This window comes from Paenibacillus gyeongsangnamensis (genome assembly GCF_027533625.1).
Lineage (GTDB): Bacteria > Bacillota > Bacilli > Paenibacillales > NBRC-103111 > Paenibacillus_G > Paenibacillus_G gyeongsangnamensis.
Window position 1 is genome coordinate 75,592 of sequence record NZ_JAQAGZ010000018.1, and the last position, 25,596, is coordinate 101,187.

Consider the following 25,596-nt stretch of genomic DNA (forward strand, 5'->3'; position numbering starts at 1 on the left):
TGGATCTCATAAAAATCGATTCCGGCCAATGCAAACCAAGGCAGCGGATTCCGCATAAGCTGTATCATCCTCTATAGATGGGCGTGATCGACTTATGCGTGTGTCTGCTTATGAAGCGGCTACAAAATTTGTGGACCAATTCTTTCCCTCCTGCGAGGGTGCGATTCTGGCCGGAAGCGTCGTGATCGGCCGGGCGACAGCCTCGTCGGACCTCGACCTCATCGTCTTCGACGAGAGCGCCGGCATGCCCTCCAGACGCACCTTCCGGGAGTATGGCTGGGTTGTGGAAGCTTTCGTGCTGACCCGGGACACTTACCGGCATTTCTTCGACCAAGGAGTGGATTCCGCCATCCCTTCCCTGCAGCGGATGTGCGCGAACGGCTTATTGCTGCGCGGGCAGGGCGTCATTGAAGATATCGTGGAGGAAGCACGGGAAGAGCTGCTCGCCGGTCCGCCCACCTGGTCGGCGGAGGACATCGACAAAGCGAGATATGAGATTACCGAAGCTTTGGATGATTTGGAGGGCAGTTCGGACCGCGGCGAAAGACACTTCATCGTACACAAGCTGCAGAAAGTACTGTGCGAGTTTATACTGCGCGTGAACGGGCATTGGCTTGGGGACGGCAAGTGGGTCTATCGCGGACTCGCCGCATGGAACGCCTCCTGGGCGAAGCGGCTGACGGATGCCTTGGACAGTTACTACGGCCGGGACGATCCGGATGCACTGCGTCTCCTCGCGTTGGAATCGCTTGCTCCTTACGGCGGATTGCTTATGGAAGGCTATGCCGAGGGCTTCGAGCCGGCCGGCAGGACCGGCGGCGCCGCGGAGGATGAAACCGACAGTGCATTTGAAGACCTGTTAAACCGTCTCCTTACCGATCGGGAGTAAAATCTCGATCACCGTTCCAACGCCGACCTCGCTGGAAATCTTCACCTTGCCATTGTGGTCCTCGATAATTTTATAGCTGACCATCATCCCAAGCCCGTTGCCTTCTTCCTTTGTCGTAAAAAACGGCTGACCGATGCGGGCCAGCTTCTCGGGCGGGATGCCGCAGCCTTGGTCGGCGATGACCACCTTAACCGCGTCGTGGGCGTGCCGTCTTACTTCTACGGACAGCCGGCCGCCCTGAGTCATCGCTTCGATGCCGTTTTTCATAAAATTAATGAACACCTGCTTCAACCGGTTCATGTCGCATTCGATCGCAGGCAGGTTCGGCTCGCAGTCGAAGACGATCTCGATATTGTTCATGATGGCCTGTGAATCGATCAGCGTCGTCACGTTCTCCAGCAGCGTCTTGAGATCCTCCGGCTTGTACTGCGCTGCCGTAGGCTTCGCCAGGACAAGCAGCTCGTTTAAGATTTGCTCGATGCGTTCAATCTCCGAGGTGACAATGTCCCAATAGCTTCGCTTATTTCCGCTTACCGTTTGCAGCAGCTTTATAAATCCCTTGATCGCCGTCAGCGGATTTCGGATTTCATGGGCGATGCCCGCAGCCATCTGCCCGACCATGGTCAGCTTCTCCGAATGCTGGAGCAGCTCACGGGTCTTCTGGGATTCGCTTACGTCCCGGAACAGCACATAGATGGAGGGTTCCCCCTCGTAGCTCATCAAGAGGGAATGAACCTCCACGTCCAGCGGTTCGCCGGAGGCGGTCATGAACTGCTGCCTGCGAACAGGGACTTTCTCCCCTTGCCGCAGAAGCTGGATGCGATCCTCTACATCCCGCTTATAGGCAGGGACAATGATATCGTAAATGCTGCGGTTCAGCAGCTCCTCCTTGTTCTTGACGCCCAGCAGCCGGCACCCCGTTTCATTCAAATACCGGATGCGCTCGTTGGAATGCACGAGGATGCCGTCCGGCAAATCCTCGATCAGCCTGCGGTACTTCCATTCGCTGAACTGCAGCGCTTTCTCCGCCTGCTTGCGCCGGGTAATGTCCCGTGCTACCGAAAGCACATGTTGAACGCGGCCGTCTTCGTCCCGCAGCAGCTTCGCACTGCTCTCGAACCAGACGATCGACCCGTCCTTGTGCAGAATCCGGTAAGTATGCATCGATTCATCGGTTCCGGGGGCCGCATAATGCGACCAAATCTTCTCTATATCTTCTTTCATGAGAAGGGAGAAGTAATTCCGGCCAACCAGCTCTTCCGTCTGATATCCGGTCAGCTTCGTAATGGCCGGGGAGATATATTCCACGATGCCGTCCGGACGGGAAAGCACAATGACGTCTTGGGCATTCACCGATATCAGCTCGCAAAGCCTCTTGCTCTCCTGAAGCTCCTGAAGCAGCCTTTTCTGAGTCGTAACATCTTTGCAGACGCCGTACAAGTAGGTAACCCGGCCTTCCACGACAACGGGGATGTAAGTCAGGCTGATGTCCAGCGTTTCTCCCTGCCGGTTATAGCATTGCATGTCAAAATGCTGTGTACGGCCCTTGGCTGCTTCGAGAAAATAATCCTTGGCCTTCTCCAGCTCGTGCGGAGTGGACAGAACCGTGTAATCGGGCCAGAACTCCCGAAGGTCGTCCCGGGTATACCCGAACAGCTGCTCGAAGGCGGGATTCACTTCAATATAAAAACCATCCAAGTCAATGGAGAAGATGGCATCCGAATGGTATTCAAATAAAGACTGGTAACGCAGCTCGCTCTCCATCAGCATGGATTCGACTTTACCGGACTGAAGCTCGTCCGCCGATTCCGTCCGCTTGCCGTACGCGAACTCGATTTCTTCCGTGGGAGTCAGGTGGAGCACAAATATCCTTTGCTGCTCCGCCGCAAAGGCACTCACATTCAAACGAACGCTCTCTCCGCCCCGAGTCCGGAAAGATAGCGCTTTACCTTGTACAAAGAAGGAGGATAAATCCATGCGTGAGCTCCAGGAGCCCCGGTCCAGCAGCTCGTCAAACCGGATGCCTTGAAGCTCCTCTTCTTGATAACCGAGCATGCGGCACAGCACAGGGTTAGCCATCAGGACATGGTAATCCGCCGACAGGACAGCCATGGCTATGGGCGCAAGGCGAAACGTTTGGAGAAATAGGGAATCTGCTACAAGACATGAGCTACTCATATGTGCCTCCATGACGACGAAACCGGATGATTGACTAGACGTTACAATGGTGTTTCTCACATCAAATGTTAGCGTTCTCATTTAATTACTTTCATTATATCACCTGCCGGTGAGTAATCGTCAATTACAAAAAAAACAAAAAGAGCCAAAATCGGCTCCTTTGTTTATTTTCTAAAACTAATTTTAACGTTTCGACGGATCGTACGGCTCCCCCAGCGCAGATGGCGCTACGGCGCGGCCTACGGCGCCTGCCAGCACCAGGATGGTCAGAATGTACGGCAGCATGTACAGAAATTCCATCGGAATGTTCTTGGAGAAATCGAACAGCTGCACGAAGTTGCGGATTGCCTGGGCAAGTCCGAAGAATACTGCCGCGCCCAAGGCTCCGAACGGATGCCATTTGCCGAAGATCATGGCCGCCAGGGCGATGAAGCCCTGGCCCGAGATCGTATTATGCGAGAAGTTGCTCGTCGTGGTAAGCGTAATCGTCGCACCGCCAAGACCGGCCATGGCGCCGCTGATCAGCACGCCGATGTACCGGTACCTCGCCACCCGGATGCCCATCGTATCGGCCGCGCCGGGATGCTCGCCTACCGACCTCAGCCGAAGTCCGAAAGGCGTGTGGAACAGAACGTAATACGTGACAACGACGAGAATGAGCGCCAGATAAGTCGTCGGATAAGCTTTGAACAAGGCCTCCCCGAGAAAAGGGATCGACGACAGCACCGGAATCGAAACCTTGGAAAAGACGGCGTTAAGCGTCTCGGTTTGTCCCGCTCCGTCGAATAACAGCTTGACGAGATAGACAGTCAGCCCCGCCGCCAGGAAGTTGATAACGACTCCGCTGACCACTTGATCGGCCTTGAACGTCACGGTGGCAACCGCGTGGATCAGCGAGAACAACACCCCGAAGATCACAGCCGCAACCAGCCCGATCCAGGGGGCGCTCCCGCTCATGCCGGCTTGCTCCGCCGCATGCGCGGCAACGGCGGACGCGAAGGCTCCGGAGATCATAAGCCCTTCGAGACCGATATTGACGACGCCCGACCGTTCGGAGAAGATACCGCCCATGGCGGCGAAGATCAGGGCGGTGGAGAAGACCAGCGTCGTGTTGACGAGCTCTCCCATGATTTGCAGCACATTCATCTAAGCCGCCTCCCCTTTCTTGCGTTTGCCGTATATCGGACGCAGCACCCAGCGGACAATGCCGTGAGCCGCTATGAAGAAGATGACCGAACCGATGACGACGCGAATGATTTCCGGCGGGACGTCCGCTCCGAAGCTCATCCCCGCGGAGCCGTAGGTCAGCGAGCCGAAGAGAATCGCAGCCAGCACAACGCCTAGCGGGTTATTGCCTCCGAGCAGGGCTACGGCGATGCCGTCGAAGCCGTAGCCCGGATGGGACGCGGCGACGACCTGGTAATGAAATACTCCGAGAACCTCGAACGTTCCGGCGAGGCCGGCGAAGATGCCGCCGATGAACATCGCCTTCACGATGCTGCGGCTCACATTCATCCCGGCATACTGAGCCGCATTCGGATTCAGACCGACGGCACGCAGCTCGAAGCCCTGCTTCGTCCGCCACAAGAGGATATAGAACACAACGGCCGCGATCAGCGCCAGCAGCGTGCCCCAATGCATGCGGGCATTGCCCATCAGCTCGGACAGCCAGCCGATCGACAGGGATGCGGAGTCATGAATCGGATAAGAGCGCTGCTGGCCCGGCTGGAGCAGGAATGCGTTTAAGATATAATTCGATAAGAACAGTGCGATCCAGTTCAGCATGATGGTCGTAATGACTTCGTTCACGCCCCGCTTCGCCTTCAAGTAGCCTGCAATCGCTCCCCAAAGGCCGCCCAGCACGGCGCCGACCACGATGGCGAGCGGCGCATGAATAAACCAAGGCAGCTGCAGCTTGACGCCGATCAGCGTGGCTCCGGTCATCCCCATGATGAACTGGCCTTCCGCGCCAATGTTGAACAGCCCTGTCCGGAATGCGAAGGCAACCGACAGACCGGTCAGAATGAGCGGCGTAATTTCGCGAATCGTTTCGCCGAAATCATAAGGGTTCCCGAACACCTTGCTGACCAGCGAACCGTAAGCCGTTACGGGATTATAACCGCCCGCCAGCATCACGACGGCTCCGAAGAGCAGACCCATGACGATAGCGGCCAGCGGCATCAACGCGGATTCCTTGGTGAATATTTTAATGAGCTTGTCCATGCCCCGCTCCTCCTTTCCCTTGGCCCGCCATGTACAGACCCAGCTCTTCTTCATTCGTCGTTTCCGGCTCGACCTCGCCCACGATCCGGCCTTCATAAATGACGGCAATCCGGTCGGACACGCTGCGGATCTCGTCCAGCTCGAATGAGATGAGCAGCACGGCCTTGCCTTGATCCCGGGCTTCGACGAGCTTCTTGTGAACGAATTCGATGGCGCCCACGTCCAGCCCTCGCGTCGGCTGCGCCGCGATCAAGAGATCCGGGTTCTTATCAAGCTCCCGGGCGATAATGGCCTTCTGCTGATTTCCTCCGGAAAGCGACCTGGCGCTGTTATGGATGCTCGGCGTCCGGACGTCGAATTCGCGGATCAGCTTCTCCGCGTGGGCGTCGATAGCCGCCTCGTTCAAGAACGGACCTCGGCTGAAACGCTTGTCGTAATACGTTTCGAGCACCATATTCTCGCTCATCGTGAAGTCAAGCACCAGCCCGTGCTTATGCCGATCCTCCGGAATGTGGGACAAGCCGGCCTCCGAGATTTCCCTTGGCGAGAAGTTCGTGATCGGTTTCCCTTTCAACACCACCTCGCCCGCATCGACCTTGCGAAGCCCCGTAAGCGCTTCAATCAGCTCGCTCTGGCCATTGCCGTCGACACCGGCAATACCCAGAATCTCGCCTTCCCGCACCTCGAACGAGATCCCGTCCAGCGTAGACGCTCCCCGGCTGCCGACGGCGCGTACGCCTTGAACCGAAAGCACCGCTTTCCCCGGTGTCGCTTTCTCCTTCGCGACCTCGAACGATATGCTCCGGCCCACCATCTTCTCGGCCAGCTGCTGGGGATTCGTCTCGGCCACGGCAACGGTATCGATCGCCCGTCCCCGGCGTATAATCGTGCATGTATCGGCGATCGCCATAATTTCTTTCAGCTTGTGCGTGATCAGAATAATCGACTTTCCTTCAGCCGCCAGCCGCTTCATGATCTCGATCAGCTCCACAATTTCCTGGGGTGTCAGAACGGCAGTCGGCTCGTCAAAAATAAGGATGTCCGCGCCGCGGTACAGCGTCTTCAAAATTTCCACCCGCTGCTGCATGCCGACCGAGATGTCTTCGATCCGCGCGCGCGGGTCCACTTTCAGCCCGTACTGCTCCGACAGCCGGCCTACCTTCGCCTGAGCCGCCTTCAGATCGATGGACGCTCCCTTGCGGGGCTCGCTGCCGAGGATAATGTTCTCCGTCACCGTGAACGGCTGAACCAGCTTGAAATGCTGGTGTACCATGCCGATGCCGTGCTCGATCGCCTGCGTCGGACTGCCGATCGAAACCGGCCTCCCTTGAATGAGAATCTCCCCCTCATCCGGCTGATACAGGCCGAACAGGATATTCATCAGCGTCGATTTGCCTGCCCCGTTCTCTCCCAGCAGCGCGTGAATCTCGCCCTTCTTCAGCTGGAAGCTGATCGCATCGTTCGCCACGATTCCCGGGAAACGCTTGGTAATGCCCCTCAGCTCCACAACGGTTTCTGCCGTACGCATCGTCTTCACCTCTATCGTTCTATTCTTCAGCTCGAAATCAAACGACAAGGCCGGTGAGTCACCAGCCTTGTCGGGTCCCGCTTCCTATGTTCGAACTTATGCTACAGTCGATTCTTACTTCTCCGGCACCTTGATCTCGCCTTTGATGATCTTCTGCTTGTATTCTTCCACCTTCTGCAGCACTTCCGGCTTCACGTTCTTCTTGGACGTGTCCGGCAGGCCTACGCCGTTATCCTTCAGACCGAGAACGACGTTCTTGCCGCCTTGGAATTTACCGTCGATCAGGTCATTGGATACGCGAACGACCGCTTGGTCGACGCGCTTCAGCATGGAAGTGAGCGTAACGTCGTCGCCGAATTCCAGCGATTGGTCCTTATCCACGCCGATGACCCATACTTTCTTGCCGGATTTCAGACGGTCCTTCGCTTCGTTGAACACGCCGTTGCCCGTTGCGCCCGCGGCATGGAAAATAATGTCCGCGCCGTCGTTGAAAATCGTGGCCGCCGCCGCTTTGCCGAGGTCCGGCTTGTCGAACGCGCCGGTATAGTTGATGGTGACCTTCGCGTTCGGATTGACCGCCGCTACGCCGGCTTTGAAGCCTGCCTCGAAGCGCTTGATCACCGGAATGTCGATGCCGCCGACAAAGCCGATTTTGTTCGTAGTCGTCGTCAGACCCGCCACCACGCCGGTCAGGAAGGCGCCTTCATTCTCCGCAAACGTGACGGACTCTACGTTAGGAGCTTCCACCACGTTGTCGATAATGGCCATCTGAGCCTTCGGATTCTGGGTTGCTACGGTTTTTACCGCATCGCCCATAAGGAAGCCGATCCCCCAAGTCAGGTTATAGCCGTCTTTTACAAATTGGTTAAGATTTGGTACGTAGTCCGCGTCGCTCTTGCTTTGCAGGTTTTTGATCTGGGCGCCGGTTTCGTTCTTCAACTGGTTAAGGCCTTCCCAAGCGCTTTGGTTAAACGACTTGTCGTTTACGCCGCCGATATCGGTAACCATTGCGATCTTGAACTTCTCGCCCTTCTTGCTGGAGCCGCCTCCGGTTGCGCTGTTCTCTGCCGGCTTGGAGCCGCCTGCCGCGCTGCTGTTGTCGGCCGGTTTGCTGCCGCAGCCGGAAAGCACCAGCGATGCGGCCAGCATAAGGCCGGCTGTCGTTTTGATCCAATGTTTCATGAATCTTCTCCCCTTTTTGTGTGAACTTTCAGTACATGTCGTGTAACTCTTAAGTTATGTATTTTAGCAGATTTATTATACTGTTTTTTTTGACCGCAGTCTAGTTAAAAATCAATCAAAACGCCCTATGTTTCAGGGATCGGCAGCAAAAAGGCGCAAGGACAGAAAATCCTTGCGCCTGAGGCGTTTATTTGATAACCAGAACCGGAATTTTGGCATGCTGCACGACATTATGGCTGACGCTTCCCAGCATCAGCTCTCCCCATCCGCTCAGCCCCCGGCTTCCGATAACAATCAGATCGGAACCCGTTTCCTCGGCGTGCTCCAGGATGAGCTTGGCCGCCGGCCCCTGCAGGGTCGTCACCTTGGCCCCGGGGAGTCCCGCGGTCTTGAGCTTCGCTTTTTCGACCAGCGCATTGGAGCGTTCGTACTCCTCCTCGCTTACCTCAGGCGGCGCTGTAACGAACGCTTCACCCACGACAATCGTAGGGAGTTGAAATACATGAAGCACTTCCAGCTTCGTGTCCGGATTCAGACGGGCCAGCTGAACGGCGGAATCGAGCGCTTTCTCGGAGGCCTTCGAGCCGTCGTATGCAACAAGCACGTTAGTATAAGGCATAACCATTCACCTCTTCTTTTAAGATATAGGCTGTGAACCATGTAGGATCATTATGCCCGGAAACGGCGGGAAAAGCTGTGAATTGAATCACGCTCCCTGTGTGCTATATAATGATAATATGAAATCTTACGCATTGCCAGGAGGGATGCTCCATGCTCCATATGGGCTCAATCAATATGCAAACTGCCACGACCTTCGGCACCCTGATGATGGCGCTGCTCGCCATCTTCGTACGCTCGAAGGCCAGCAATAAACCGGCCACCGCGGCCAAAATCATCATGCCGCCCGTCGGCATGAGCACCGGATTTCTCATGTTCGCCGTTCCGGCCACGCACATTCCCCCGGGATGGGGCTTGACCGCATTTCTGGCAGGGGCGTTACTATTCTCTTACCCATTAATCCGCAGTTCCAAACTGGAAGTATCCGGCGGCGAGATTTATGTCCAGAAATCGAAGCAGTTCATCTTCGTGCTGCTCGGTCTGCTGGCGATTCGCCTGGCGCTGCACAGCTATATCGAACAATTCGTATCGATTCCGCAAACTGGCGCACTGTTCTTTCTCTTAGCCTTCGGCATGCTCCTGCCCTGGAGGATCGCCATGTTCGTGCGTTTCCGCAAGCTGCAGTCCGAGCTTCTTCGGACCCCGTAGACTACAAACGCCGTCTCCTCCGGGAGACGGCGCTCTTCCAATAAAAACAGCGGTGCACCCGGAAAACCGGACACCGCTGTTTTTTGCTTACAGCTTAATGATTCTGCCGGTCGCCTGGGACTCGAACGCCGCCAGAATGACCTTAAGCGAGCGAAGCCCTTCCTCACCGGAGATGCTCGGAGGCGTTCCGTTCACGATCGACTCGACGAAGGCGTCGATTACACCGCTCGGCACCTGTTTTTCGTTCGTCGCCATGGCGCCCACCTTGTATGTCTCAACGGTTCCGTTGCGAAGCTCGACGATCACCTCGTCGCCTCTGTTCGTGCCAATCTTCATAACCCCGTTCTCGCACCACAGCACCGTGCTGTTATCGCCGCTTTTGTACTGGGTCCAGCTGGCAACGAGCGTACCGACCGCGCCGCTCTTCATGCGGAGAATGCACGTCGCATTATCGTCGACGTCCGTGCCCTCCTTATGGATCGTCCCGATGAAGCCGGCAACTTCGGATACTTCGTCATTCAGTAAATGACGGATAAAGTCGGATTTATGTACGCCGAGATCTCCCATGGCGCCCATGATCGCTTCTTCCTTGCGGAAAAACCAGCTGCCGCGCCCGTCGACGCTCCAGCCCTCCGGACCCGAATGGCCGAACGAGGTACGGAAGGTGAGCACCTTGCCCAGCTTGCCGGAATCCAGCAGCTCCTTCGCCTTCACATGCGGAGGCATCAGCCGCTGGTTATGTCCGACCATCAGGAACACGCCGTTCTTGCGGGCCGCCTCGATCATTTGCTCTCCTTCTTCTGCCGTAACCGCCATCGGCTTCTCGACCAGCACGTGCGCGCCGGCGTTCGCGGCCGCTATTGTTACAGACGCATGCAGATAGTTCGGCGTGCAGACGCTGACGGCATCCACTTTCTCTTGCTTCAGCAGCTCCTCATAGCTTGCATAAGCTTTGCCGCCGTAGGTGTCCGCCATCTTCTCCGCGCGCTCCGTCACCGGATCGGCAAAGGCAACGAGTTCCACGTTCGGATTGGCGGCATATTCCGGAATATGTCTGCGCTGCGCGATAGCTCCGCAGCCTACTACAGCTACTTTGATTTTGCTCATTGGTAGGCTCCCCTTTTACTGGGCATATTAAAATTGGTTAAGATAATTCCGCTTCAGCCAGCCTAGGCTGTTCGTTACGCTCTCGAGCGGCGGGTTCTGACAATGGTCCTGCTCGACGATAAGCCATTCCACGCCCGCTTCCGAGGAGGCCTGAAGGACGCCCGGCAGATTCACCGAGCCCTGGCCCAGCTCCAGCGTCTGCATGCCGCCTTCCGCACTCTTGCTGAAATCCTTCAGATGGAGCAGAGGCAAGCGCCCGGCATATTTCGGAATGTAAGCGAGCGGATCCTGACCCGCGAACTGCACCCAGCATACGTCCATCTCCACTTGAACGGCTTCCGGCGTCGTCGCGGCATACAGCGCATCGAAGACGAAAGCGTCGTCCACCCGGTCCTCGAATTCAAAGGCATGATTGTGGTAGCCGAAGATCAGCCCCTGCTTGCGGGCTTCGGCGCCTACCTCCTCCAGGTAAGCGAACAAGCGCTTCCAATCCTCGGCGCTGCTGCGGTCCTCCGCCGCCACATAAGGGCACATCATATATTTCGCGCCGATCGTTTTCAAATAATCGATTTCCTTCTGCAAATCCGCGCGCAGCGCCGCAAGTCCCACGTGACTGCCGATCGCCTGCAGATTAAGCTCCTGAAGCAGCGCTTTCATTTCATCCGCCGGAATGCCTCCGTAGCCGGCGAACTCTACGCCTTCATAGCCCAGCTCCGCCACCTTGCGCAGCGTGCCTATGAAATCTTGTGCCGTTTCATTCCGAAGCGTGTACATTTGCAGTCCGATGCCCATTCTTCTCATTAGAGCGCACCTCGTTTAATCATATTGTTTGTACTGCTCGATTTGATTTCATCATACACGAAAATAAGCTAAAATGAACATAAACGATATACGCATTATATGAACTATTTGGCTACTTTTCTTGGACGGAGGGAACGTATGAGGGAAGCGGAACTGCTCAGCTGCGGATATTCCTATCACACGCAGCGCTTCTATAACAGCCACCGGAACGGACTTACGACGTACTTGTTCCGGCTACAGACGGAAGGCACCTGTGAGGCGCTGTGCCGCGGCACCCATTATCGTCTGCAAAGCGGGGACCTGCTTCTCTTGAAACCGGGGGACGAATATGAGCTCCGGATCGGAGATACGGATGAGGAAGGCAGAATATCGAGCGGAGACTATTTCCTGTTCTGCGAGGGAACCTGGCTCGACGAGTGGTGGAACCGCCGGAGCCGTACGGCCGTGAACCGGATCGGCACCGACGATAAGCTGCTCGGCCTGTGGCGGCAGCTGCTGCTGGAGAAGCGCCGCGGACCCAAGGAGGAGAGCACCGAGCTCATCGGCTACTTGCTGAGAGGGCTCTGCTTGTACCTGGACCGGGCCATCTCCGAGACGGCTCCGGCCGACCGCTCCGCCTTCACGGCGCTGCGGCTGAAGCGGTTCATTGAGGAACACGCCACGGTGACCTTCAAGCTGGAGGAGGCAGCCGAGCACGTCGGTCTCAGCCTGTCCCGGGCCGTTCACCTGTTCAAGGCCTGCTACGGCAAAACCATGATTCAATACGCCCTGGAAATCCGGCTCAACACGGCCGTGGAGCGCATCAAGTACAGCTCCATGACGCTCGACCAGATCGCGGAAACGTGCGGCTTTGCGAGCTACTCTTACTTTCACCGGGTGTTCCGCGCGAGATACGGCACCTCTCCTGCGCGCTTCCGCGCCGCGGAAACCGGAGCAGAGCAGCACGGAGCACCCTAATGCATTGAATTTCGGGCACCAGGATAAACGGCTACGCCGTCCTTGTCTTACAAGGACCAGCGCGTTTACCAAGGTTGATGCGAAGCTATAAGTTACGAATACTTATAAATTCTTATCAACTAAAAAAAGTCTCTCTAGTCTAGTAGAGAGACAACGCAAGCGAATCCGTTTCGTTGTACGAGTGCAGAATGGCTTCGCACCCGACGACTTCTATGCTAATGAGCGACTGCAAGCACTTCTGAACCGCCCGGCGCCCGGTTTGCACCTTCTTGTCCAACGCGTTCTTGAGCAGCGTCAGCGTCTTCTTATTCAAATTTTCGGCAAATACGGGGATTTGCTTATTTTGAAAGGTCACGAATACTTTCATCCTGCACACCGTCCCTATGAAATGATCATTTTGAAAATAGTATAAATTACGATGATTAAAACAAGCTTAAAAAAATATTACAATTTAAGGACAGTTTCGGACGCGGCCGTTTCGGGCCCCGTACCCGGGCTTTCCGTTCAAGATTTGTACACATTCGGCACCGTGATGCGAAAATGCGACCCGATGCCGACCTCGCTTTCCAACTCGATCGTCCCGTCATGCGCCTCCGCCAGCGCTTTGGCGATGCTGAGACCGAGGCCTACGCCTCCGCTGAAGCGCGATCTGGATTTGTCCGCCCGGTACAGCCGGTTGAATACGTAGGGCAAATCCTGCGGCCCGATGCCGATCCCGGTATCATGACAATAGATGATGGTCGTCTCCGGCCGCCAATCGACGCCAAGGGTAATCATTCCACCCGGATTCGTATATTTTACCGCGTTGGAGACGATGTTGGAGACGACCTGCACCATCTTGTCCCGGTCGACCTCCGCGTAGCAGGGCACATTCGGATTCATGAAGCGCAGCTTGATGTCCTTCGACTTGGCCATGGGCAGAAAATTCCGGTACACCTGCTCCGCCAGGTTGATCATATTTACCCGCTTGATATGGACGGTGAATCGCGCCGCCTCGGCTTCGGACAGTTTTTCCATATCGGTCATGAGCCGGCTCAGCCGGATCAGCTCGTCATAGATTTGCTGCAGCCATTGAATATCCACCTCGTAAATGCCATCGATCATGGCTTCCAGCTGCGACAGCATGGAGGTCATCGGCGTCCTGAGCTCATGCGTCAAATCCTCCATCAAATGATGGCGCCAGTCCTCCTGCTTCTTCAGCTCGGCCGACAGGTCGTTCAGCGTCACCGCCAGCTGCCGCACCTCTTCCGGGCCGCGGATCGGCACGCGCACATCCCGGTCCCCTGCGCGGATCTGTCCGGCCGTCTCCTTCAGCCGGTTCCAATTCTCGGACAGCTGCCGCGAGATGAAGTAGCTGACCGCGATCGACAGCAGCGCCGCGATGCCGAAGAGCAGCGCCGAGCGTCGATCCATCATGCTCTGGTACGCCAAGAAGCTCGGGTCAAGCTTGTCCATCTGCTTGAAATAAGCCACCTGCAGTAAGCCCCGGTTCGTGCCTTTGGCCACGACGGGGTATTCCTGGATCGCAGCCACCTTCGGATTCTCAATGCGGGAGAACATGTCGAACCATATCGTCTGCCGGTCGCTGCCGTAGCGGATCAATACGCCGTACAGCGTCGCGCGGCGGTTCAGCCAAGCCTTCTGTTCGTCCGTAAACGGCCCCGTCAGCAGCTCCTCGTTCCGGATGTCGTCAATCATCTTAAACGCATTGACCTTGACCTGATCCTCTTGATAACGTTCGAACACATCCTGCCAATTGTAGCTGTACCCGTAGGCGATAATCGTCAGGATGACCAGAAAGCAGCCCTGCAGCGTGATGAACAAGATCACATTCGTTCTGCGAAAATAAGCCCACATGCCCGTCTATTCCTTCTGATCCGCTGCCGCGGCGAATTTATACCCCGCCCCCACCATCGTGAGAATATACAGCGGTTCCTTCGTGTCTTCCTCGATTTTCTTACGCAGGTTCTTCACGTGCGTATCGATGGAGCGGCTGTCGCCGTGAAAGCGGTATCCAAGAACCTGATGGGAAAGATCGGTCCTGCTGAATATTTTGCCCGGCTTATCGGCGAACACCGTCATCAGCTTGAACTCCGTACTCGTGAGATTCGCATGCTGACCGCGCACGAGCAGCGTCTTGCCCTCCAGGTCCAGCACCAGCCGCCCCCGGTCGAACGTCAGCACGGACGGCTTCTGCGGCTCCGGCACATAAGCCTTCATCCGTCGGAGGAGCGCATGGATACGCGCGATGACCTCCTTCACCCGGAACGGCTTCGCAATATAGTCGTCCGCGCCCAGCTTGAGCCCTGCGATCGTATCGTTCTCCCGCGATTTGGCCGTCAGCATCACGATCGGCACGATCGACGACTCGCGGATGCGCCGGCACACTTCCTCGCCATGAAGCCCCTCCAGCATCAAATCGAGCAAGACGAGGCCGTACTCCCGCTGGCTGAACCAATCGAGCGCTTCCTGCCCGTTGGCGGTATAATCGACCTCCCAGCCCTCGTTACGCAAATAAGCGATCAGCACTTCACGAATCTTGGGCTCGTCCTCTACCACTAACACACGCATGCCTGCCACCCCCGGGCTATTTCCTTCTGTGAGTTCCGCCTGCAAGTAATGCCCATATAATTCCATGATACTTGATAAGGAAGCGATTGCTCAAGTGCTGATTTTGGGAAAATGCGAAGGAATCGCTCCAAGACGGCTTGGGAGGCAGCAAAAAAAAGAAGAGGCCGCGCTGCGGCCTCAGAATGTTGAGAAAGTCGTTTTTGACAAGAATAGAGATACATATGGAGGCAGGGTATCTACCCTAAAGGGGATACCCCGCCTACTTCCTTTTGCATTTTATTAAGGAGCCAGCAGCTTGATTCCAGCTAGAATAATGCCGATCAGGAAGCCGCACACCGCGCCGTTCACGCGAATCCACTGCAGGTCGGCGCCGATCTTGTCCTCGAGCATCTCGATCAGCGTCTCGTTGTCGAACTTGTCCACATTCTCTCGGATCAAGGTCCCAATCTTGTGGTGATGCGTCTCGATCAGCTGCGCGGCCTGGTCCTGAACGAATGCCTCCGCGCGTTCGGTAAAGCCTTCTTGCGAACGGGCTTTCTGCAGAAGCTCCCTCAGAAGCGGAATCGCTGTATGCTCCGCGAAGCCCTCCGCGTGGACGGCTTCCGTCAGCCGCCCCCGAAGGCGATCCAGGAACCCTGCAATGATGGCCGCCAGGTCGTACCGCCCGCCCAGCGAACGCAGCCACTCCATTGCCTGCTCCTCTACGTCCGGCCGGTCCGGCAGGCTTTGCAGCTGTCGCCGCACCTCGCGAAGCAGGGACATCCGGTTGTGTTCTAATGGCATCCTCAGCGATTCCAGAGACGATAGAATAAAACGCTGAATCATCGAACCGAGCCGATCCTCCGTCATGAATCCGGCGAAGGCGTTCAGCGCAAAGCTCATAAAGCCGCTCGTCTGCAGCTCCCCGATCGCCCTCGACGCCATCGCGCCCATCGTCTGCACCGTGCTTTCCCGAAGCACCCACCGCTCGGCGACGTCAAGTGCGTAATCGAACGCCTTCTCCTCCATGCCCCGCTCCAGCACGGCGTCGATCAGCACCGTCAACGCCTTGCGCACATCCGCCGCATCCAGCTGCTTCAGCAGCTCCTTCTCCAGCAGGACGGCGGCCTTGTCCCACGGAACGGCCGCAATCGCATAGTCAGCCAGCCCAACAATCGTCAGCTTCGCTTGCTCCGAGCCGAGCTGCCGCTCCGTCGCATCCAGCAGCAGCGGAACGATATGCATGCCCGCCAGCTTGTTCTTAAGGCTCTCCTTGCTGAGCAAATCCTGCTCAACCGATGAAACGAGCGCTTGCGTCACCCGCTCCCGGTTTTTCGGCAGCAGCGCCGTATGAGGTATCGGTATCCCCAAGGGATGCCGGAATAAGGCCGTTACCGCAAACCAGTCGGCCAGTCCCCCGACGAGACCCGCCTCGAAACCATTCTGTAGAAACCGTACCCAAGGCTCGCCGGACCATGGCAGGGTGGCTGCGAAGCCTGCGGCCATGACGCCGAGCGATAAAGCGGCTGTCGATTTGGTGTTTTTTCCGCTCACCTGGGAACCCCCCTTTCGTTACCATCACGGTTAGAACAAGAAAAAAGTCAGGATACACCTTATCTTATCCAGACTCTTCTATCATGACCAATTTCTCATTATAATTCAATAACCGTTTTTGGAAAGGGCTATGCTCCCGGCTTGACCCCTCAGGGGCCTTCTACGAAGAAAGATGCTTGTCCCGGTATTCCTGCGGCGTGAGCCCGGTGTGCTTCTTGAACACATGGATAAAAGAATGCGCCCGCTGGTACCCGATCCGCGCGGCGATTTCGTAAATTTTCTCCTGGCTGTTTAGGAGCAGCTGCGCCGCCTTGTCCATCCGGACCCGGTAAACGTAATCGCTCAAATTCTCGCCGGTTTCGAGCTTGTAAATCTTCGATACGTACACCGGATGCAGATAGACGTGGCTCGCGATCGCCTGCAGCGACACGTCCTCGGCCAGATGCTGCTCCACGAACTGGTGCACCTGCTGGATGATCCGCTTGCGGGAATCCTGCGCCTCCTCCTCGCTGCTTCGCTGCAGACGGCCGAGCAGGTCGGCCGTCCATTCCTGCAGCTGCTGGAACGAGCGGTACGGCGTGCCCTGCAGCAGCTTTTCGTAGCCGCCGCCCGCCAGCTCCGACAGCCGGCGGCCGTTCTTGTGCGCGAGCTGCGCCGCGGCGGACGAGACTGTGAAGAACACCTCGAGCAGGTGTTCCTCGGACTCGGTCCCGACGCACCGCAGCTCCTCGAAGATGCGGGCAGTCCGCTCCCCGAGCGCGGACCACTGCCCGGCCTCCAGGAGCTGCGCCAGCGTCGGCAGCTCGTACAGGCTTGCGATAGGCGGCACGCATGTCAGAGGCTCCGCTTCGCCGTGCACGGTCAGCAGCAGCTCCGGCTCGCTGCCGATCCGCTGCCGCAGCGCCGTCAGCGTGCTGTCGTACACCGGCAGCAGCTCGTCCGGGAACGTGCCCCAGCGGCTGAGCAGGATGGTGACCGTGCCCTTCAAATACGTGCGAATCGCCTGCTGCAGCTGCGCCGCCATCCGCTCCAGCTGGCGCAGCGCCTCCGGCTCGCCGCCTTCCCCATGCGAATCGGCCGCCTTCATCACGAACACCAGATAGCCGTGCGCGTCGCGCCCCGGCCACAGCTCGAACTGCGGCGCGAACAGCTCTTCAGCCATGTTCGCGATCGCGTACTCGAGCAGCGCCAGGCTGTGCGCGTCGTAGCTCGGGAACGGGTCCTCCATGCGCACGAGGAGGAGCGTGAACGGCTCGCCGAGCAGCGCCGGGAGCTCGAGCATGCGCAGCCGGTTCGCCAGCCCTTCCCGGGCGTAGCGCCGGCCCTGCAGCAGCTCCGTGAGCAGGGTGCCCCGCAGCTGCGGGAGGTTCTCCCGCAGCATGCGAAGCGCCCGCTCCTGCGAGAGCACCTGAGCCCACTCCGCCTGGAGCCTCTGCAGCACGCGTTCCACCGCAGCCAGCAGCTCCTCGTCCTTCACCGGCTTCAGCAAATAATCGGCCGTGCCGCGCACCATCGCTTCCTTGGCATACTCGAACTCGGCGAAGCCCGACAGCAGGATGCACCGGGTCTTCGGCCAAGCCGCCTGCAGCCGCTCCGCCAGCTCCAATCCCGTCATGCCCGGCATCCGGATATCGCTGAGCACGATATCCACCGGATGCTCGGCGAGCAGCTCCAGCGCCTCGTAGGCCGACTGCGCCGTATGCACGCGCCCGATGCCGATCGACGCCCACGGCACGAGATTTGCCAGCCGCTGCACCACATGCGATTCATCGTCTACGATCAGCAGCTCCGCCATCCGAATCGTCTCCTCCCGCTGTCTTCTTCTTGTCCGGTGCAGACACCGCTTCGTCTTCCGGCCGAGTCCTTGCGCCGGAGCCGTTGTCTGCCCTGACCTGCGCTTCCGATCTTCCCTCGGCCTCCGCCTTTCCCGCGATTTCCGCTTCTCCCGAGGCTTCCTCCTCCGGTTCCGCCTTGAGATCGGCCTCCGCCTTTTCCGCTGCTTCCGTTTCTCCCGCTTCCGCAAGCGCCTTGCGCTCCTTGCCCTCCTCCGGGTTCCACTCCAGCATCACGCGAAGGCCGCCGAGCTCGGAAGGCTCCAGCGTCAGCCCGGCGGTTCCGCCGAACGCGTACTGCAGCCGCTGGTGCACGTTCCAGACGCCGCAGCCCATGCCGCGGTCCATCGGCAGCCGCAGCTTGCCGCGCAGCTCCTGCAGGGCCCCGGAGGCAAGCCCCGCGCCGTTGTCCTCCACCGTCAGCCGGCATATTCCGCCGTCCATGCTCCCGCGAATACGGATTACGCCGTCGCCGGGGATATGCTCGATCCCATGGACGATCGCGTTCTCCACCAGCGGCTGCAGCAAGAGCCGCGGCAGCGTCAGCTCCTGCATCGCCTCAGGCACTTCAATATCGTAGTACAGCCGCTGCAGACGCAAATTGTGGATGGCGAGGTAGCTTTCGACGAGCTGAAGCTCCTCCCGGAGCGGCACATACTGCTCTTCCATCCGGGTCGTATACCGGTAATATTCCGCCAGATTCTGCGCCATCGCCACGACGGACTCCTGATCGCCGAGCTTGGCCGTATTGATGATGAAGAATAGGCTGTTATACAGAAAATGCGGATTGATCTGCGCCTGCAGCTGCTTCAGAGTCGCTTCGCGGCGGCGGATTTTCTCCTCGTAGACGTCCTCGACCAGCTCCTGAATTTGCTCCGCCATGCCGTTGAACCGGGCGAACAGAAAGTCGAATTCGTTGTCGGCGCGGGCGTGAATCCGGGCGGACAAGTCCCCTTTGCGCATCTGCTGCACACCCTGGAGCAGCTTCCGGATCGGGTACTGCACATGGCGGTACAGCAGGAAAGCCATCGCGAGTCCGAGCAGCAGCAGCAGTCCGAAGCTGACGTAGAAGAGCACGCTCGACGTCGTAATCGGCTTCAGAATAGCGTCTACCGGCAAATAATCGACCAAATACCAGCCCAGCTGGTCGGATTGGACGAAATTGACCGAATATTGCCGTCCGCCGAGAACGACGACCCGGTGTCCGATCGGAGGCAGCGGCTCCGGCCCCAGAACGCCGAGCAGCTGATGAATCCGCACACTGTCGGACGATCCGTTCATAATCGGCTCCGTCCCCGCTTGATACAGGAAGGGATCGCCCTTGCCCCCGGCCTTCACCTGGTCCAGCATCGTCACGATATTATCCACCGGAAAAGCGACCTGCAGCATCGCATTCACCTGCTCCGGCGTTTTGGCGTTGGCAGGTTCGGCATATTGCCGCACGAAGTGATCGGCCTCGGCCGAGCCGACGAAAATTTTCTCGTAGCTCCACCGTTGTAACGGCAGGTGGTTTTTGACATAGTCTGCGTCATACGTTTTGAAAATATTGGTCGAGATGACCTTCTTTTCCTGCGGTAGAAAGACGGACAGCTCATTGGTCCATGGGCTCGATACGCTCTGCAGGCTGATCTTCTCCGAAATCCGCGACTGCTCCTTCAGCGTATCAAAAACAAAGCCGCCCCTATGCTCGATAAACGCTCGAACATAAGGGTCGAAGCCGAGTATGACCGGGAACAGCGAGAGCTGCTCCACGGTGGAATCGAATTGCCTTAAGAAGAAGGACAGCTGGCTCAGGCTCGAGCTCTGGATTTCATCCTTCACTACGTTCACGCTGACTTTATTGGAATAGCCGTATAGTATCAGGGTCGGCACCAGCAGCAGTATAATCGCCGCCACGGCTTTGCGAAACAAGGTCGTCCGCGCCATCGATTTCCCATCCCTTCGCGTGATGCGCCCTGCCGTACGGACCGGATTAACCCTTCACCGCACCCGCAGCAAGTCCGCTGACGATGTATCGCTGGGCGAGCAGCGCGATGATCAGCACCGGCAGCGTAATGATGCAGGCGGCGGCCATCAGTGCGCCCCAGTTGATTTCGGAGTAGGACATGAAGTTGAATACGGCGATCGGCAGCGTCTTTGTTTTGTCTCCTGCCAGTATAATGGAAAACATGAAGTTGTTCCAAGAAAAAATGAACGATAAGAGCGACGACGTGATGACGCCGGGACCCGAGATCGGCAGAATGATCCGCAGGAACACCTGCGATTTCGTGCAGCCGTCGATCAGGCCGGCTTCCTCGATCTCGGTCGGCAGCCCCTCGAAGAACGAGATCATGACCCAGATGATGAACGGCAGACCGACCAGCATATGGCTCAGAATAAGCGAAGCGTACGTGTCGATGAGGCCCATTTTGCTGAAAATGATAAACCACGGAATGAGGAACGTAATCCCCGGAATGATCCGCGCTACCAGAATGACGAGGCCAAGTCCCTGCAGCTTATAGCGGGCGATCGCGTACGCCGCCGGCAGGCCGAGAAGGAGCGAGCCCAAGGTCGAGCCGACCGCCACGATGAAGCTGTTGATGATGAACTTCATGAAGGCATACTGGTTGAACACATTGACGTAGTTTTTGCCCGTTGGCGCGAAGAACAGGAAGTTCTTGGTCGACATGATCTGCGCCTGCGTCTTGAAGGAGGCGAGCAGCATCCACAGGAACGGGAAGGCGAAGGAGAAGAGCACGATGACGGTTAACACGGAATACAGGACGTTCAGCCGCCGTTGTTTCTTTTTCACCGATATGGCCGTCATGCCGACACCTCCAGTCGTTTGCGCACCCAGATCAGAAGCAGCGTAAGGCCCATGACGAGTGCGAAGAAAATGACGAGCAGCGACGAAGCCATGCCTAATTTAAAGTATTGGAAGCCCTGTACGTATCCATACAGATTGAGCGTCTCGGAGGCAAGGTTCGGTCCCCCCTGCGTCGTCGAATAGATGATGTCGAACGTCTTCAGCACGTCGATCAGGCGCAGCATGACCGCTACGATGATCGTCGGGCGCAAGAGAGGCAGCGTGATGTAAGCGAACTTCTGCCAGCCCGTTGCGCCGTCTACGTCGGCGGCCTCGTACGGATCGGAGGGCAGCGTGGACAAGCCCGCCATGACGATCAGCGCGATCATCGGCGTCCACTCCCATACGTCGATCAGCACGAGCGACGGAATGACCTGCGTCGGCGAAGCCAGCCACAGCTGGGCCGGGAGGCCGAGTGATTTCAGCAGCAGGTTGGCCACCCCGATGGACGGCTCATAGATGAGGAGCCAAACGAGGCCCATCGCGACGGGCGTAGCGACCATGGGAAGCAGGAATAGCGTTTTGACGAGGTTTTTGCCCATGAATTCACGGTTCAGAAGAACGGCGATCGCAACGCCGAGCACCGTTTGCAGCACGATCGCAAACAGCGTGAACTGGAACGTCGAGGATACGGCGTGCCAGAAGCGCTCGTCCTTGAACAATGCCAGATAATTCGTAAGCCCTACCCATTTCGGCGGCGTGGTCGCCGACATGCTCCACTCATAGAAACTGATTCTCACCGTATACGCAATGGGAAACACCATCATGAGCAGAACGAACAGCAGGGCGGGCAAGGTGTAAATCCATTTGAGGTTGCGGTCGAACCAGTTGGTCGGCATCCTTTTCCATCCCCTTTCGGTTTGCTTTAAATATCGGTAAGGCCGTCCGGGAAGAGAAAAGTGCCCCCTCGGTTTCGCACAAGGCTTGCCGCGAAGACACTTTCCTGTTCGTTCCCTTTAGCGCCGTTTTATTTCGATTTGTCTTTATCGATGATCGCCTGCAGCTCTTTGTTCGCCTGCTCGGCGGCCGCTTTAATATCTTCGCCTGTCATCGCCTTCAGTACGATGGCGCCTACCGCGTCGCGGGCTTCGCCTACGCTGATGACGGTCGGACGGTCATGGTCGACGCCGCCCTTGGACGATTCCTTGATGACCGGTACGAGGTCGGCCGGGAAGCCGGTCGTGCCTTCCGGTTTATCCCATACGGACATCCGGGCGCCCGGGTTTCCTTTTTGCTGCGTCTGAAGCACGATTTCTTTGCTTGTCGCCCACTTAATGAACTCCCAAGCCGCGTCTTTGTTCGCGGACTTCGAATTCATCGCAAGACCCCAGGAAGTGATGTTGTACGGCTTGGAGCCGGCGGAACCGCTAGGGAATACCGCGAAGCCCACTTTGTCGGCGATCGTCGATTTCGACGGATCGGTCGCATTCTGATAGATCGAGTTCGCATCGGTGTAGAACGCTACTTTGCCTTGAGCGAAGATGCCGATCGCCTGCGGCCAGGACATGTTGAGCACGCCCGGAGGGCCGTAGTTTTTGAGCAGATCGGCGTAGGTCGAGAACGCCTTGATCGCTTCCGGCGTGTTGACCGTCGCTTTGCCGTCCTTCATGAAGTCCGCGCCTTCCGAGTAGAGGAACGACGAGACCTGCGTGATGAGCGGTGAACGCTGACCGCGGGCCACGAAGCCGTACATTTCGTTCTTCGGATCATGCAGCTTCTTGACGGCGGCGACGAGTTCGTCCATTGTTTTCGGAACGGCGATGCCGGCTTTTTGCAGCAGATCCTTGCGGTAATAAAGAATTTCCTGCTCCGTGATGATCGGAACGCCGGCCAGCTTCTTGTCTACGGTTGTAGAGCTGACCGCCGCCTTGGTGAAATCGCCGAAATCATAGCTCGGGTCCTTCGATACGTAGTCGTCGAGCGGTTGAACCCAGCCGTTCTTGTAAAAGAGCTGGCCCTCCTGCAGCGGGCGGTACATGAACACGTCCGGGGTCGTCGATCCGGTCGTAAACTGGACGGTCAGCTTCTGTGTCAGCTGGTCCTCGAAGAAGCTCTGCACTTCCACCTTCATGCCCGTCTGCTCTTCAAACTTCGGCAGCAGCGGCTTGATCGCTTCGCCCCACGGATGGTTGGCGGTCACGAGCGTTAACGTCTTGCCTTGAAACGGTTTGGCGGCTGGAGCGCCTTGTCCCTGCGCGCCTCCGGACGGTGCATTGTTTCCGCCGCCGCAGGCTGCCAGCATGCCGGTTGCCATCACAGTCGTAAGCCCTACGCCGAGTAAGCGCTTTACGGATGTTTTCATCTTCGTTATCCTCCCTTAAGCTGTTGGCCGAGCTGCCTTCGTTCGGCCTGCCCCCTGTTTTGCGTTGTTTTTGTTGATAGACTAAGCTTAAGCGATCTTAGCGTTCGAAGAAATAACGGAGATTAAACATCGATAACGCGAAATGAATGAAAACGTACCTCGTACATAAACATGAGTATTCACGCTATTTCAGGTACGGTGGGGAGGTTAGCGAAAGCGATGCGGGAGGAACGGAAGCGGAAGGATGGGCAGGCGGCTGAAGGTTCTCCGCCGGAAGGGGAAGCCCGGAGCAGGACTGCGGGGATGGAGAAACAAAGTTCAGGAGGGACGGGTCGGACGGATGAGACGGCGGCGAATGGACGAGGCTTTCCCCGTGCTGCTCCGCTGCTGCTTCAAGCGCGTGAAGCGATGGAACGACTCGTTCGCGAGCTGCTGGAGCGGCAGGCGGGTGACGGATCGTGGCGGTATTGCTTTGAGATGGGGTCGATGACGGACGCCTTCATGATCATCGCAAGCCGGGCGCTTGGGTTTGAAGACGATGCGTTGATCGGGCGGCTTTGCCAGCGGATCCTGCGGAAGCAAAGCCCCGGAGGCGGCTGGAAGCTGTTCGCGGATGATGAAGCGGAGGGAAATTTGGACGCTTCCGCCGAAGCTTACTGCGCTTTAAGCCTGTCCGGCTGCGTTCCTGCGAGCAGTGAAGCAATGCAACGGGCCGAGCGGTTTATCCGGAAGAAGGGCGGGCTGAGACAGGTAAGAAGCCTGCTGACCAAGCTGATGCTCGCTGTGGTCGGCGCTTCCCGCTGGCCGGAGGCGGCGCCCGTGCCGATCGAGCTGCTTCTGCTGCCTCCTTCCTTCCCGCTCAGCTTGTATGACTTCTCCGGGTTTGGCCGCGTTCATTTGGTTCCGGCACTGATCTTGGCGGACCGCCGGTTTGTTGTGCCGCTGCCCGGCCTGCCGGACTGGTCGCCCGTTCAGAGCGCGGAAGGGGTCCGGTCCGTTTCCGATCCTTGGAGCGAACTTCAGCTTAGCCGGCACCGGTCCCTCCTTCAGCTACTGCAGCAGCATGGGCCGAAGCTGGCGGAAACTCAGGAGCAGCTGCACGCGAAGGCGGTGCAAGCTGCGGAAAGGTTCATGCTGGAGCGCATCGAGCCCGACGGGATGCTGTACAGCTATGCAAGCGCAACGTTTCTTATGATCTTCGCGCTGCTGGCTCTCGGCTATGACAAGCAGGATGCCGTACTGCGAAACGCATGGGAAGGCATGCGCCGGTGGGCCTGCTACGGGGACGGCGAGGCCCACATCCAGAACTCGGGCTGCACCGTCTGGGATACGGCGCTGATCGCGCATGCCTTGCAGGAGGCGGGTGTGGCAAGCGATCATCCTGCCATCCGGCAAGCCTCCTCGTACTTGCTGTCCCGGCAGCATACCCGGTTCGGGGACTGGAAGCTGCACGCCCCGTCCGGCACACAGCCGGGGGGCTGGGGCTTCTCCGACGGAAACACCCGCTTCCCGGATGTGGACGATACGACCGCGGCGCTGCGGGCGCTGAAGCCTTCGGCGGCGGGGCAAGATGCCTGGAACCGGGGGCTGCAGTGGGTGGTCGCGATGCAAAACGCCGATGGGGGCTGGCCCGCGTTTGAGCGGGCTACGGACCTTGAGCTTTTGTCCTGGCTGCCTATCGACGGCGCGGAATTCGCTGCCGTCGACCCTTCCTCGGCCGATCTTACGGGCCGGGCTTTACAGTTCCTTGGGACCTTTGCCGGCCTACGCCGCAATCTTTCTATCATACGCCGCGGCACGGAGTGGCTCTTGCAGCATCAGGAGCCGGACGGCTCCTGGTACGGACGCTGGGGCATCTGCTACCTGTACGGAACGTGGGCGGCACTGACAGGTTTAGCCGCAGCCGGACTGCCGCCGGAGCACGAGGCGATCGCCAAAGCCGCCGATTGGCTGCGCAAGACGCAAAACGCCGACGGCAGCTGGGGTGAATCGTGCCGCAGCGACCGTCAGCGCCGGTATGTTCCTCTTGGCTCGGGCACGCTGTCCCAAACGGCTTGGGCCGTCGATGCCCTGATCTCGGTAAGCGTGAAGTCTTCACCCGAGCTGGAGCGTGGCGTCCGCTGGCTGTCCGAAGCCCGCCTCCGGCCGCCGCACTGGACGGACAGCTATCCTACGGGCTCCGGATTGCCGGGTACCTTTTACATTCGTTATCACAGCTATAACACGATTTGGCCGCTTCTTGCATTGGCCCATTATATCCGTAAATTCGGGTAGATGCGGAGGGCGGTCGGACTTATTCGCTAGGGCTTGTTCGGCTCCCGCTCCATCTGCTTGTATACCTTCAGCAGCTTCGCGACGGGGATGCCGTCGATCGTCATCCCC

General features: G+C 58.0%; 21 protein-coding genes. 4 read left to right on the plus strand and 17 right to left on the minus strand.

What is annotated here, in order from left to right:
* The first annotated feature begins 94 nt into the window (after window positions 1–94).
* Entirely contained in the window at window positions 95–889 is a 795-nt protein-coding gene (locus tag O9H85_RS24820; RefSeq protein ID WP_269884103.1) for a nucleotidyltransferase family protein, read from the plus strand.
* Here O9H85_RS24820 and O9H85_RS24825 read toward each other — a convergent pair.
* The 6 genes from O9H85_RS24825 to O9H85_RS24850 form a co-directional block, all read right to left on the minus strand.
* Complete coding sequence (locus O9H85_RS24825) at window positions 860–3,067, minus strand: PAS domain S-box protein (protein ID WP_269884104.1); 2,208 nt, start codon at window positions 3,065–3,067, stop codon at window positions 860–862. The two genes, O9H85_RS24820 and O9H85_RS24825, sit on opposite strands and share 30 nt — an antisense overlap.
* A gap of 183 nt (window positions 3,068–3,250) precedes the next feature.
* Window positions 3,251–4,213, minus strand: coding sequence for an ABC transporter permease (locus tag O9H85_RS24830; RefSeq protein WP_269884105.1), 963 nt, complete (start codon window positions 4,211–4,213; stop codon window positions 3,251–3,253).
* Window positions 4,214–5,290: an ABC transporter permease gene (locus O9H85_RS24835; RefSeq protein ID WP_269884106.1), complete on the minus strand. Its 1,077-nt coding sequence runs from the start codon at window positions 5,288–5,290 to the stop codon at window positions 4,214–4,216. It abuts the gene before it with no gap.
* Window positions 5,274–6,818: an ABC transporter ATP-binding protein gene (locus O9H85_RS24840; RefSeq protein ID WP_269884193.1), complete on the minus strand. Its 1,545-nt coding sequence runs from the start codon at window positions 6,816–6,818 to the stop codon at window positions 5,274–5,276. Before O9H85_RS24840 ends, O9H85_RS24835 begins: the two co-directional genes overlap by 17 nt.
* A gap of 114 nt (window positions 6,819–6,932) precedes the next feature.
* Window positions 6,933–8,000, minus strand: a complete 1,068-nt coding sequence (locus O9H85_RS24845) for a BMP family lipoprotein (protein ID WP_269884107.1) — start codon at window positions 7,998–8,000, stop codon at window positions 6,933–6,935.
* 187 nt (window positions 8,001–8,187) lie between these two features.
* Complete coding sequence (locus tag O9H85_RS24850; protein ID WP_269884109.1) at window positions 8,188–8,619, minus strand: universal stress protein; 432 nt, start codon at window positions 8,617–8,619, stop codon at window positions 8,188–8,190.
* A gap of 152 nt (window positions 8,620–8,771) precedes the next feature.
* On the opposite strand from O9H85_RS24850, the gene O9H85_RS24855 reads away from it, so the two are divergent.
* Complete coding sequence (locus O9H85_RS24855) at window positions 8,772–9,266, plus strand: CcdC family protein (protein WP_269884110.1); 495 nt, start codon at window positions 8,772–8,774, stop codon at window positions 9,264–9,266.
* Window positions 9,267–9,353: 87 nt separating this feature from the next.
* Here the strand turns inward: O9H85_RS24855 and O9H85_RS24860 are convergent, their stop codons facing one another.
* Together O9H85_RS24860 and O9H85_RS24865 are read right to left on the minus strand one after the other, a co-directional pair.
* Entirely contained in the window at window positions 9,354–10,373 is a 1,020-nt protein-coding gene (locus tag O9H85_RS24860; protein WP_269884111.1) for a Gfo/Idh/MocA family protein, read from the minus strand.
* 27 nt (window positions 10,374–10,400) lie between these two features.
* A complete protein-coding gene (locus tag O9H85_RS24865; RefSeq protein WP_269884112.1) occupies window positions 10,401–11,174 on the minus strand; it encodes a sugar phosphate isomerase/epimerase family protein in 774 nt (257 codons plus the stop codon).
* A gap of 138 nt (window positions 11,175–11,312) precedes the next feature.
* Here O9H85_RS24865 and O9H85_RS24870 point away from each other — a divergent pair, with 138 nt between their 5' ends.
* Window positions 11,313–12,131: an AraC family transcriptional regulator gene (locus O9H85_RS24870; protein WP_269884113.1), complete on the plus strand. Its 819-nt coding sequence runs from the start codon at window positions 11,313–11,315 to the stop codon at window positions 12,129–12,131.
* 139 nt (window positions 12,132–12,270) lie between these two features.
* Here the strand turns inward: O9H85_RS24870 and O9H85_RS24875 are convergent, their stop codons facing one another.
* From O9H85_RS24875 to O9H85_RS24915, 9 genes are all read right to left on the minus strand, one after another.
* Window positions 12,271–12,498 (minus strand): 3-dehydroquinate dehydratase, encoded by a 228-nt coding sequence (locus tag O9H85_RS24875; RefSeq protein WP_269884114.1) that lies wholly within the window; start codon window positions 12,496–12,498, stop codon window positions 12,271–12,273.
* 137 nt (window positions 12,499–12,635) lie between these two features.
* Window positions 12,636–13,988, minus strand: coding sequence for a sensor histidine kinase (locus O9H85_RS24880; RefSeq protein WP_269884115.1), 1,353 nt, complete (start codon window positions 13,986–13,988; stop codon window positions 12,636–12,638).
* Between the two features lie 6 nt (window positions 13,989–13,994).
* Entirely contained in the window at window positions 13,995–14,702 is a 708-nt protein-coding gene (locus O9H85_RS24885; protein ID WP_269884116.1) for a response regulator transcription factor, read from the minus strand.
* Window positions 14,703–14,981: 279 nt separating this feature from the next.
* Entirely contained in the window at window positions 14,982–16,235 is a 1,254-nt protein-coding gene (locus O9H85_RS24890; RefSeq protein WP_269884117.1) for a DUF445 domain-containing protein, read from the minus strand.
* Window positions 16,236–16,395: 160 nt separating this feature from the next.
* Complete coding sequence (locus tag O9H85_RS24895) at window positions 16,396–18,030, minus strand: response regulator transcription factor (protein ID WP_269884194.1); 1,635 nt, start codon at window positions 18,028–18,030, stop codon at window positions 16,396–16,398.
* Entirely contained in the window at window positions 18,002–19,993 is a 1,992-nt protein-coding gene (locus O9H85_RS24900) for a sensor histidine kinase (protein WP_269884118.1), read from the minus strand. Before O9H85_RS24900 ends, O9H85_RS24895 begins: the two co-directional genes overlap by 29 nt.
* Window positions 19,994–20,039: 46 nt before the next feature.
* Window positions 20,040–20,873 (minus strand): carbohydrate ABC transporter permease, encoded by an 834-nt coding sequence (locus O9H85_RS24905; protein ID WP_269884119.1) that lies wholly within the window; start codon window positions 20,871–20,873, stop codon window positions 20,040–20,042.
* Entirely contained in the window at window positions 20,870–21,751 is an 882-nt protein-coding gene (locus O9H85_RS24910; RefSeq protein WP_269884120.1) for a carbohydrate ABC transporter permease, read from the minus strand. The genes O9H85_RS24905 and O9H85_RS24910 overlap by 4 nt, the downstream gene beginning before the upstream one ends.
* Window positions 21,752–21,879: 128 nt before the next feature.
* Window positions 21,880–23,214 carry an ABC transporter substrate-binding protein gene (locus O9H85_RS24915; protein WP_269884121.1) on the minus strand — a complete coding sequence of 445 codons (1,335 nt, stop codon included), beginning with the start codon at window positions 23,212–23,214 and terminating at the stop codon, window positions 21,880–21,882.
* A gap of 219 nt (window positions 23,215–23,433) precedes the next feature.
* Here O9H85_RS24915 and shc point away from each other — a divergent pair, with 219 nt between their 5' ends.
* Window positions 23,434–25,488 (plus strand): squalene--hopene cyclase, encoded by a 2,055-nt coding sequence (gene shc / locus O9H85_RS24920; protein ID WP_269884122.1) that lies wholly within the window; start codon window positions 23,434–23,436, stop codon window positions 25,486–25,488.
* The last annotated feature ends 108 nt before the right edge of the window (window positions 25,489–25,596 follow it).

What these genes read in the sequence shown, in the direction of transcription:
- O9H85_RS24820 (WP_269884103.1), top strand. Translation starts at nt 95, where the DNA reads ATGCGTGTGTCTGCTTATGAAGCGGCTACAAAATTTGTGGACCAATTC.
- O9H85_RS24825 (WP_269884104.1), bottom strand. Translation starts at nt 3,067, where the DNA reads ATGAGTAGCTCATGTCTTGTAGCAGATTCCCTATTTCTCCAAACGTTT.
- O9H85_RS24830 (WP_269884105.1), bottom strand. Translation starts at nt 4,213, where the DNA reads ATGAATGTGCTGCAAATCATGGGAGAGCTCGTCAACACGACGCTGGTC.
- O9H85_RS24835 (WP_269884106.1), bottom strand. Translation starts at nt 5,290, where the DNA reads ATGGACAAGCTCATTAAAATATTCACCAAGGAATCCGCGTTGATGCCG.
- O9H85_RS24840 (WP_269884193.1), bottom strand. Translation starts at nt 6,818, where the DNA reads ATGCGTACGGCAGAAACCGTTGTGGAGCTGAGGGGCATTACCAAGCGT.
- O9H85_RS24845 (WP_269884107.1), bottom strand. Translation starts at nt 8,000, where the DNA reads ATGAAACATTGGATCAAAACGACAGCCGGCCTTATGCTGGCCGCATCG.
- O9H85_RS24850 (WP_269884109.1), bottom strand. Translation starts at nt 8,619, where the DNA reads ATGCCTTATACTAACGTGCTTGTTGCATACGACGGCTCGAAGGCCTCC.
- O9H85_RS24855 (WP_269884110.1), top strand. Translation starts at nt 8,772, where the DNA reads ATGCTCCATATGGGCTCAATCAATATGCAAACTGCCACGACCTTCGGC.
- O9H85_RS24860 (WP_269884111.1), bottom strand. Translation starts at nt 10,373, where the DNA reads ATGAGCAAAATCAAAGTAGCTGTAGTAGGCTGCGGAGCTATCGCGCAG.
- O9H85_RS24865 (WP_269884112.1), bottom strand. Translation starts at nt 11,174, where the DNA reads ATGAGAAGAATGGGCATCGGACTGCAAATGTACACGCTTCGGAATGAA.
- O9H85_RS24870 (WP_269884113.1), top strand. Translation starts at nt 11,313, where the DNA reads ATGAGGGAAGCGGAACTGCTCAGCTGCGGATATTCCTATCACACGCAG.
- O9H85_RS24875 (WP_269884114.1), bottom strand. Translation starts at nt 12,498, where the DNA reads ATGAAAGTATTCGTGACCTTTCAAAATAAGCAAATCCCCGTATTTGCC.
- O9H85_RS24880 (WP_269884115.1), bottom strand. Translation starts at nt 13,988, where the DNA reads ATGTGGGCTTATTTTCGCAGAACGAATGTGATCTTGTTCATCACGCTG.
- O9H85_RS24885 (WP_269884116.1), bottom strand. Translation starts at nt 14,702, where the DNA reads ATGCGTGTGTTAGTGGTAGAGGACGAGCCCAAGATTCGTGAAGTGCTG.
- O9H85_RS24895 (WP_269884194.1), bottom strand. Translation starts at nt 18,030, where the DNA reads ATGGCGGAGCTGCTGATCGTAGACGATGAATCGCATGTGGTGCAGCGG.
- O9H85_RS24900 (WP_269884118.1), bottom strand. Translation starts at nt 19,993, where the DNA reads ATGGCGCGGACGACCTTGTTTCGCAAAGCCGTGGCGGCGATTATACTG.
- O9H85_RS24905 (WP_269884119.1), bottom strand. Translation starts at nt 20,873, where the DNA reads ATGACGGCCATATCGGTGAAAAAGAAACAACGGCGGCTGAACGTCCTG.
- O9H85_RS24910 (WP_269884120.1), bottom strand. Translation starts at nt 21,751, where the DNA reads ATGCCGACCAACTGGTTCGACCGCAACCTCAAATGGATTTACACCTTG.
- O9H85_RS24915 (WP_269884121.1), bottom strand. Translation starts at nt 23,214, where the DNA reads ATGAAAACATCCGTAAAGCGCTTACTCGGCGTAGGGCTTACGACTGTG.
- shc (WP_269884122.1), top strand. Translation starts at nt 23,434, where the DNA reads ATGCGGGAGGAACGGAAGCGGAAGGATGGGCAGGCGGCTGAAGGTTCT.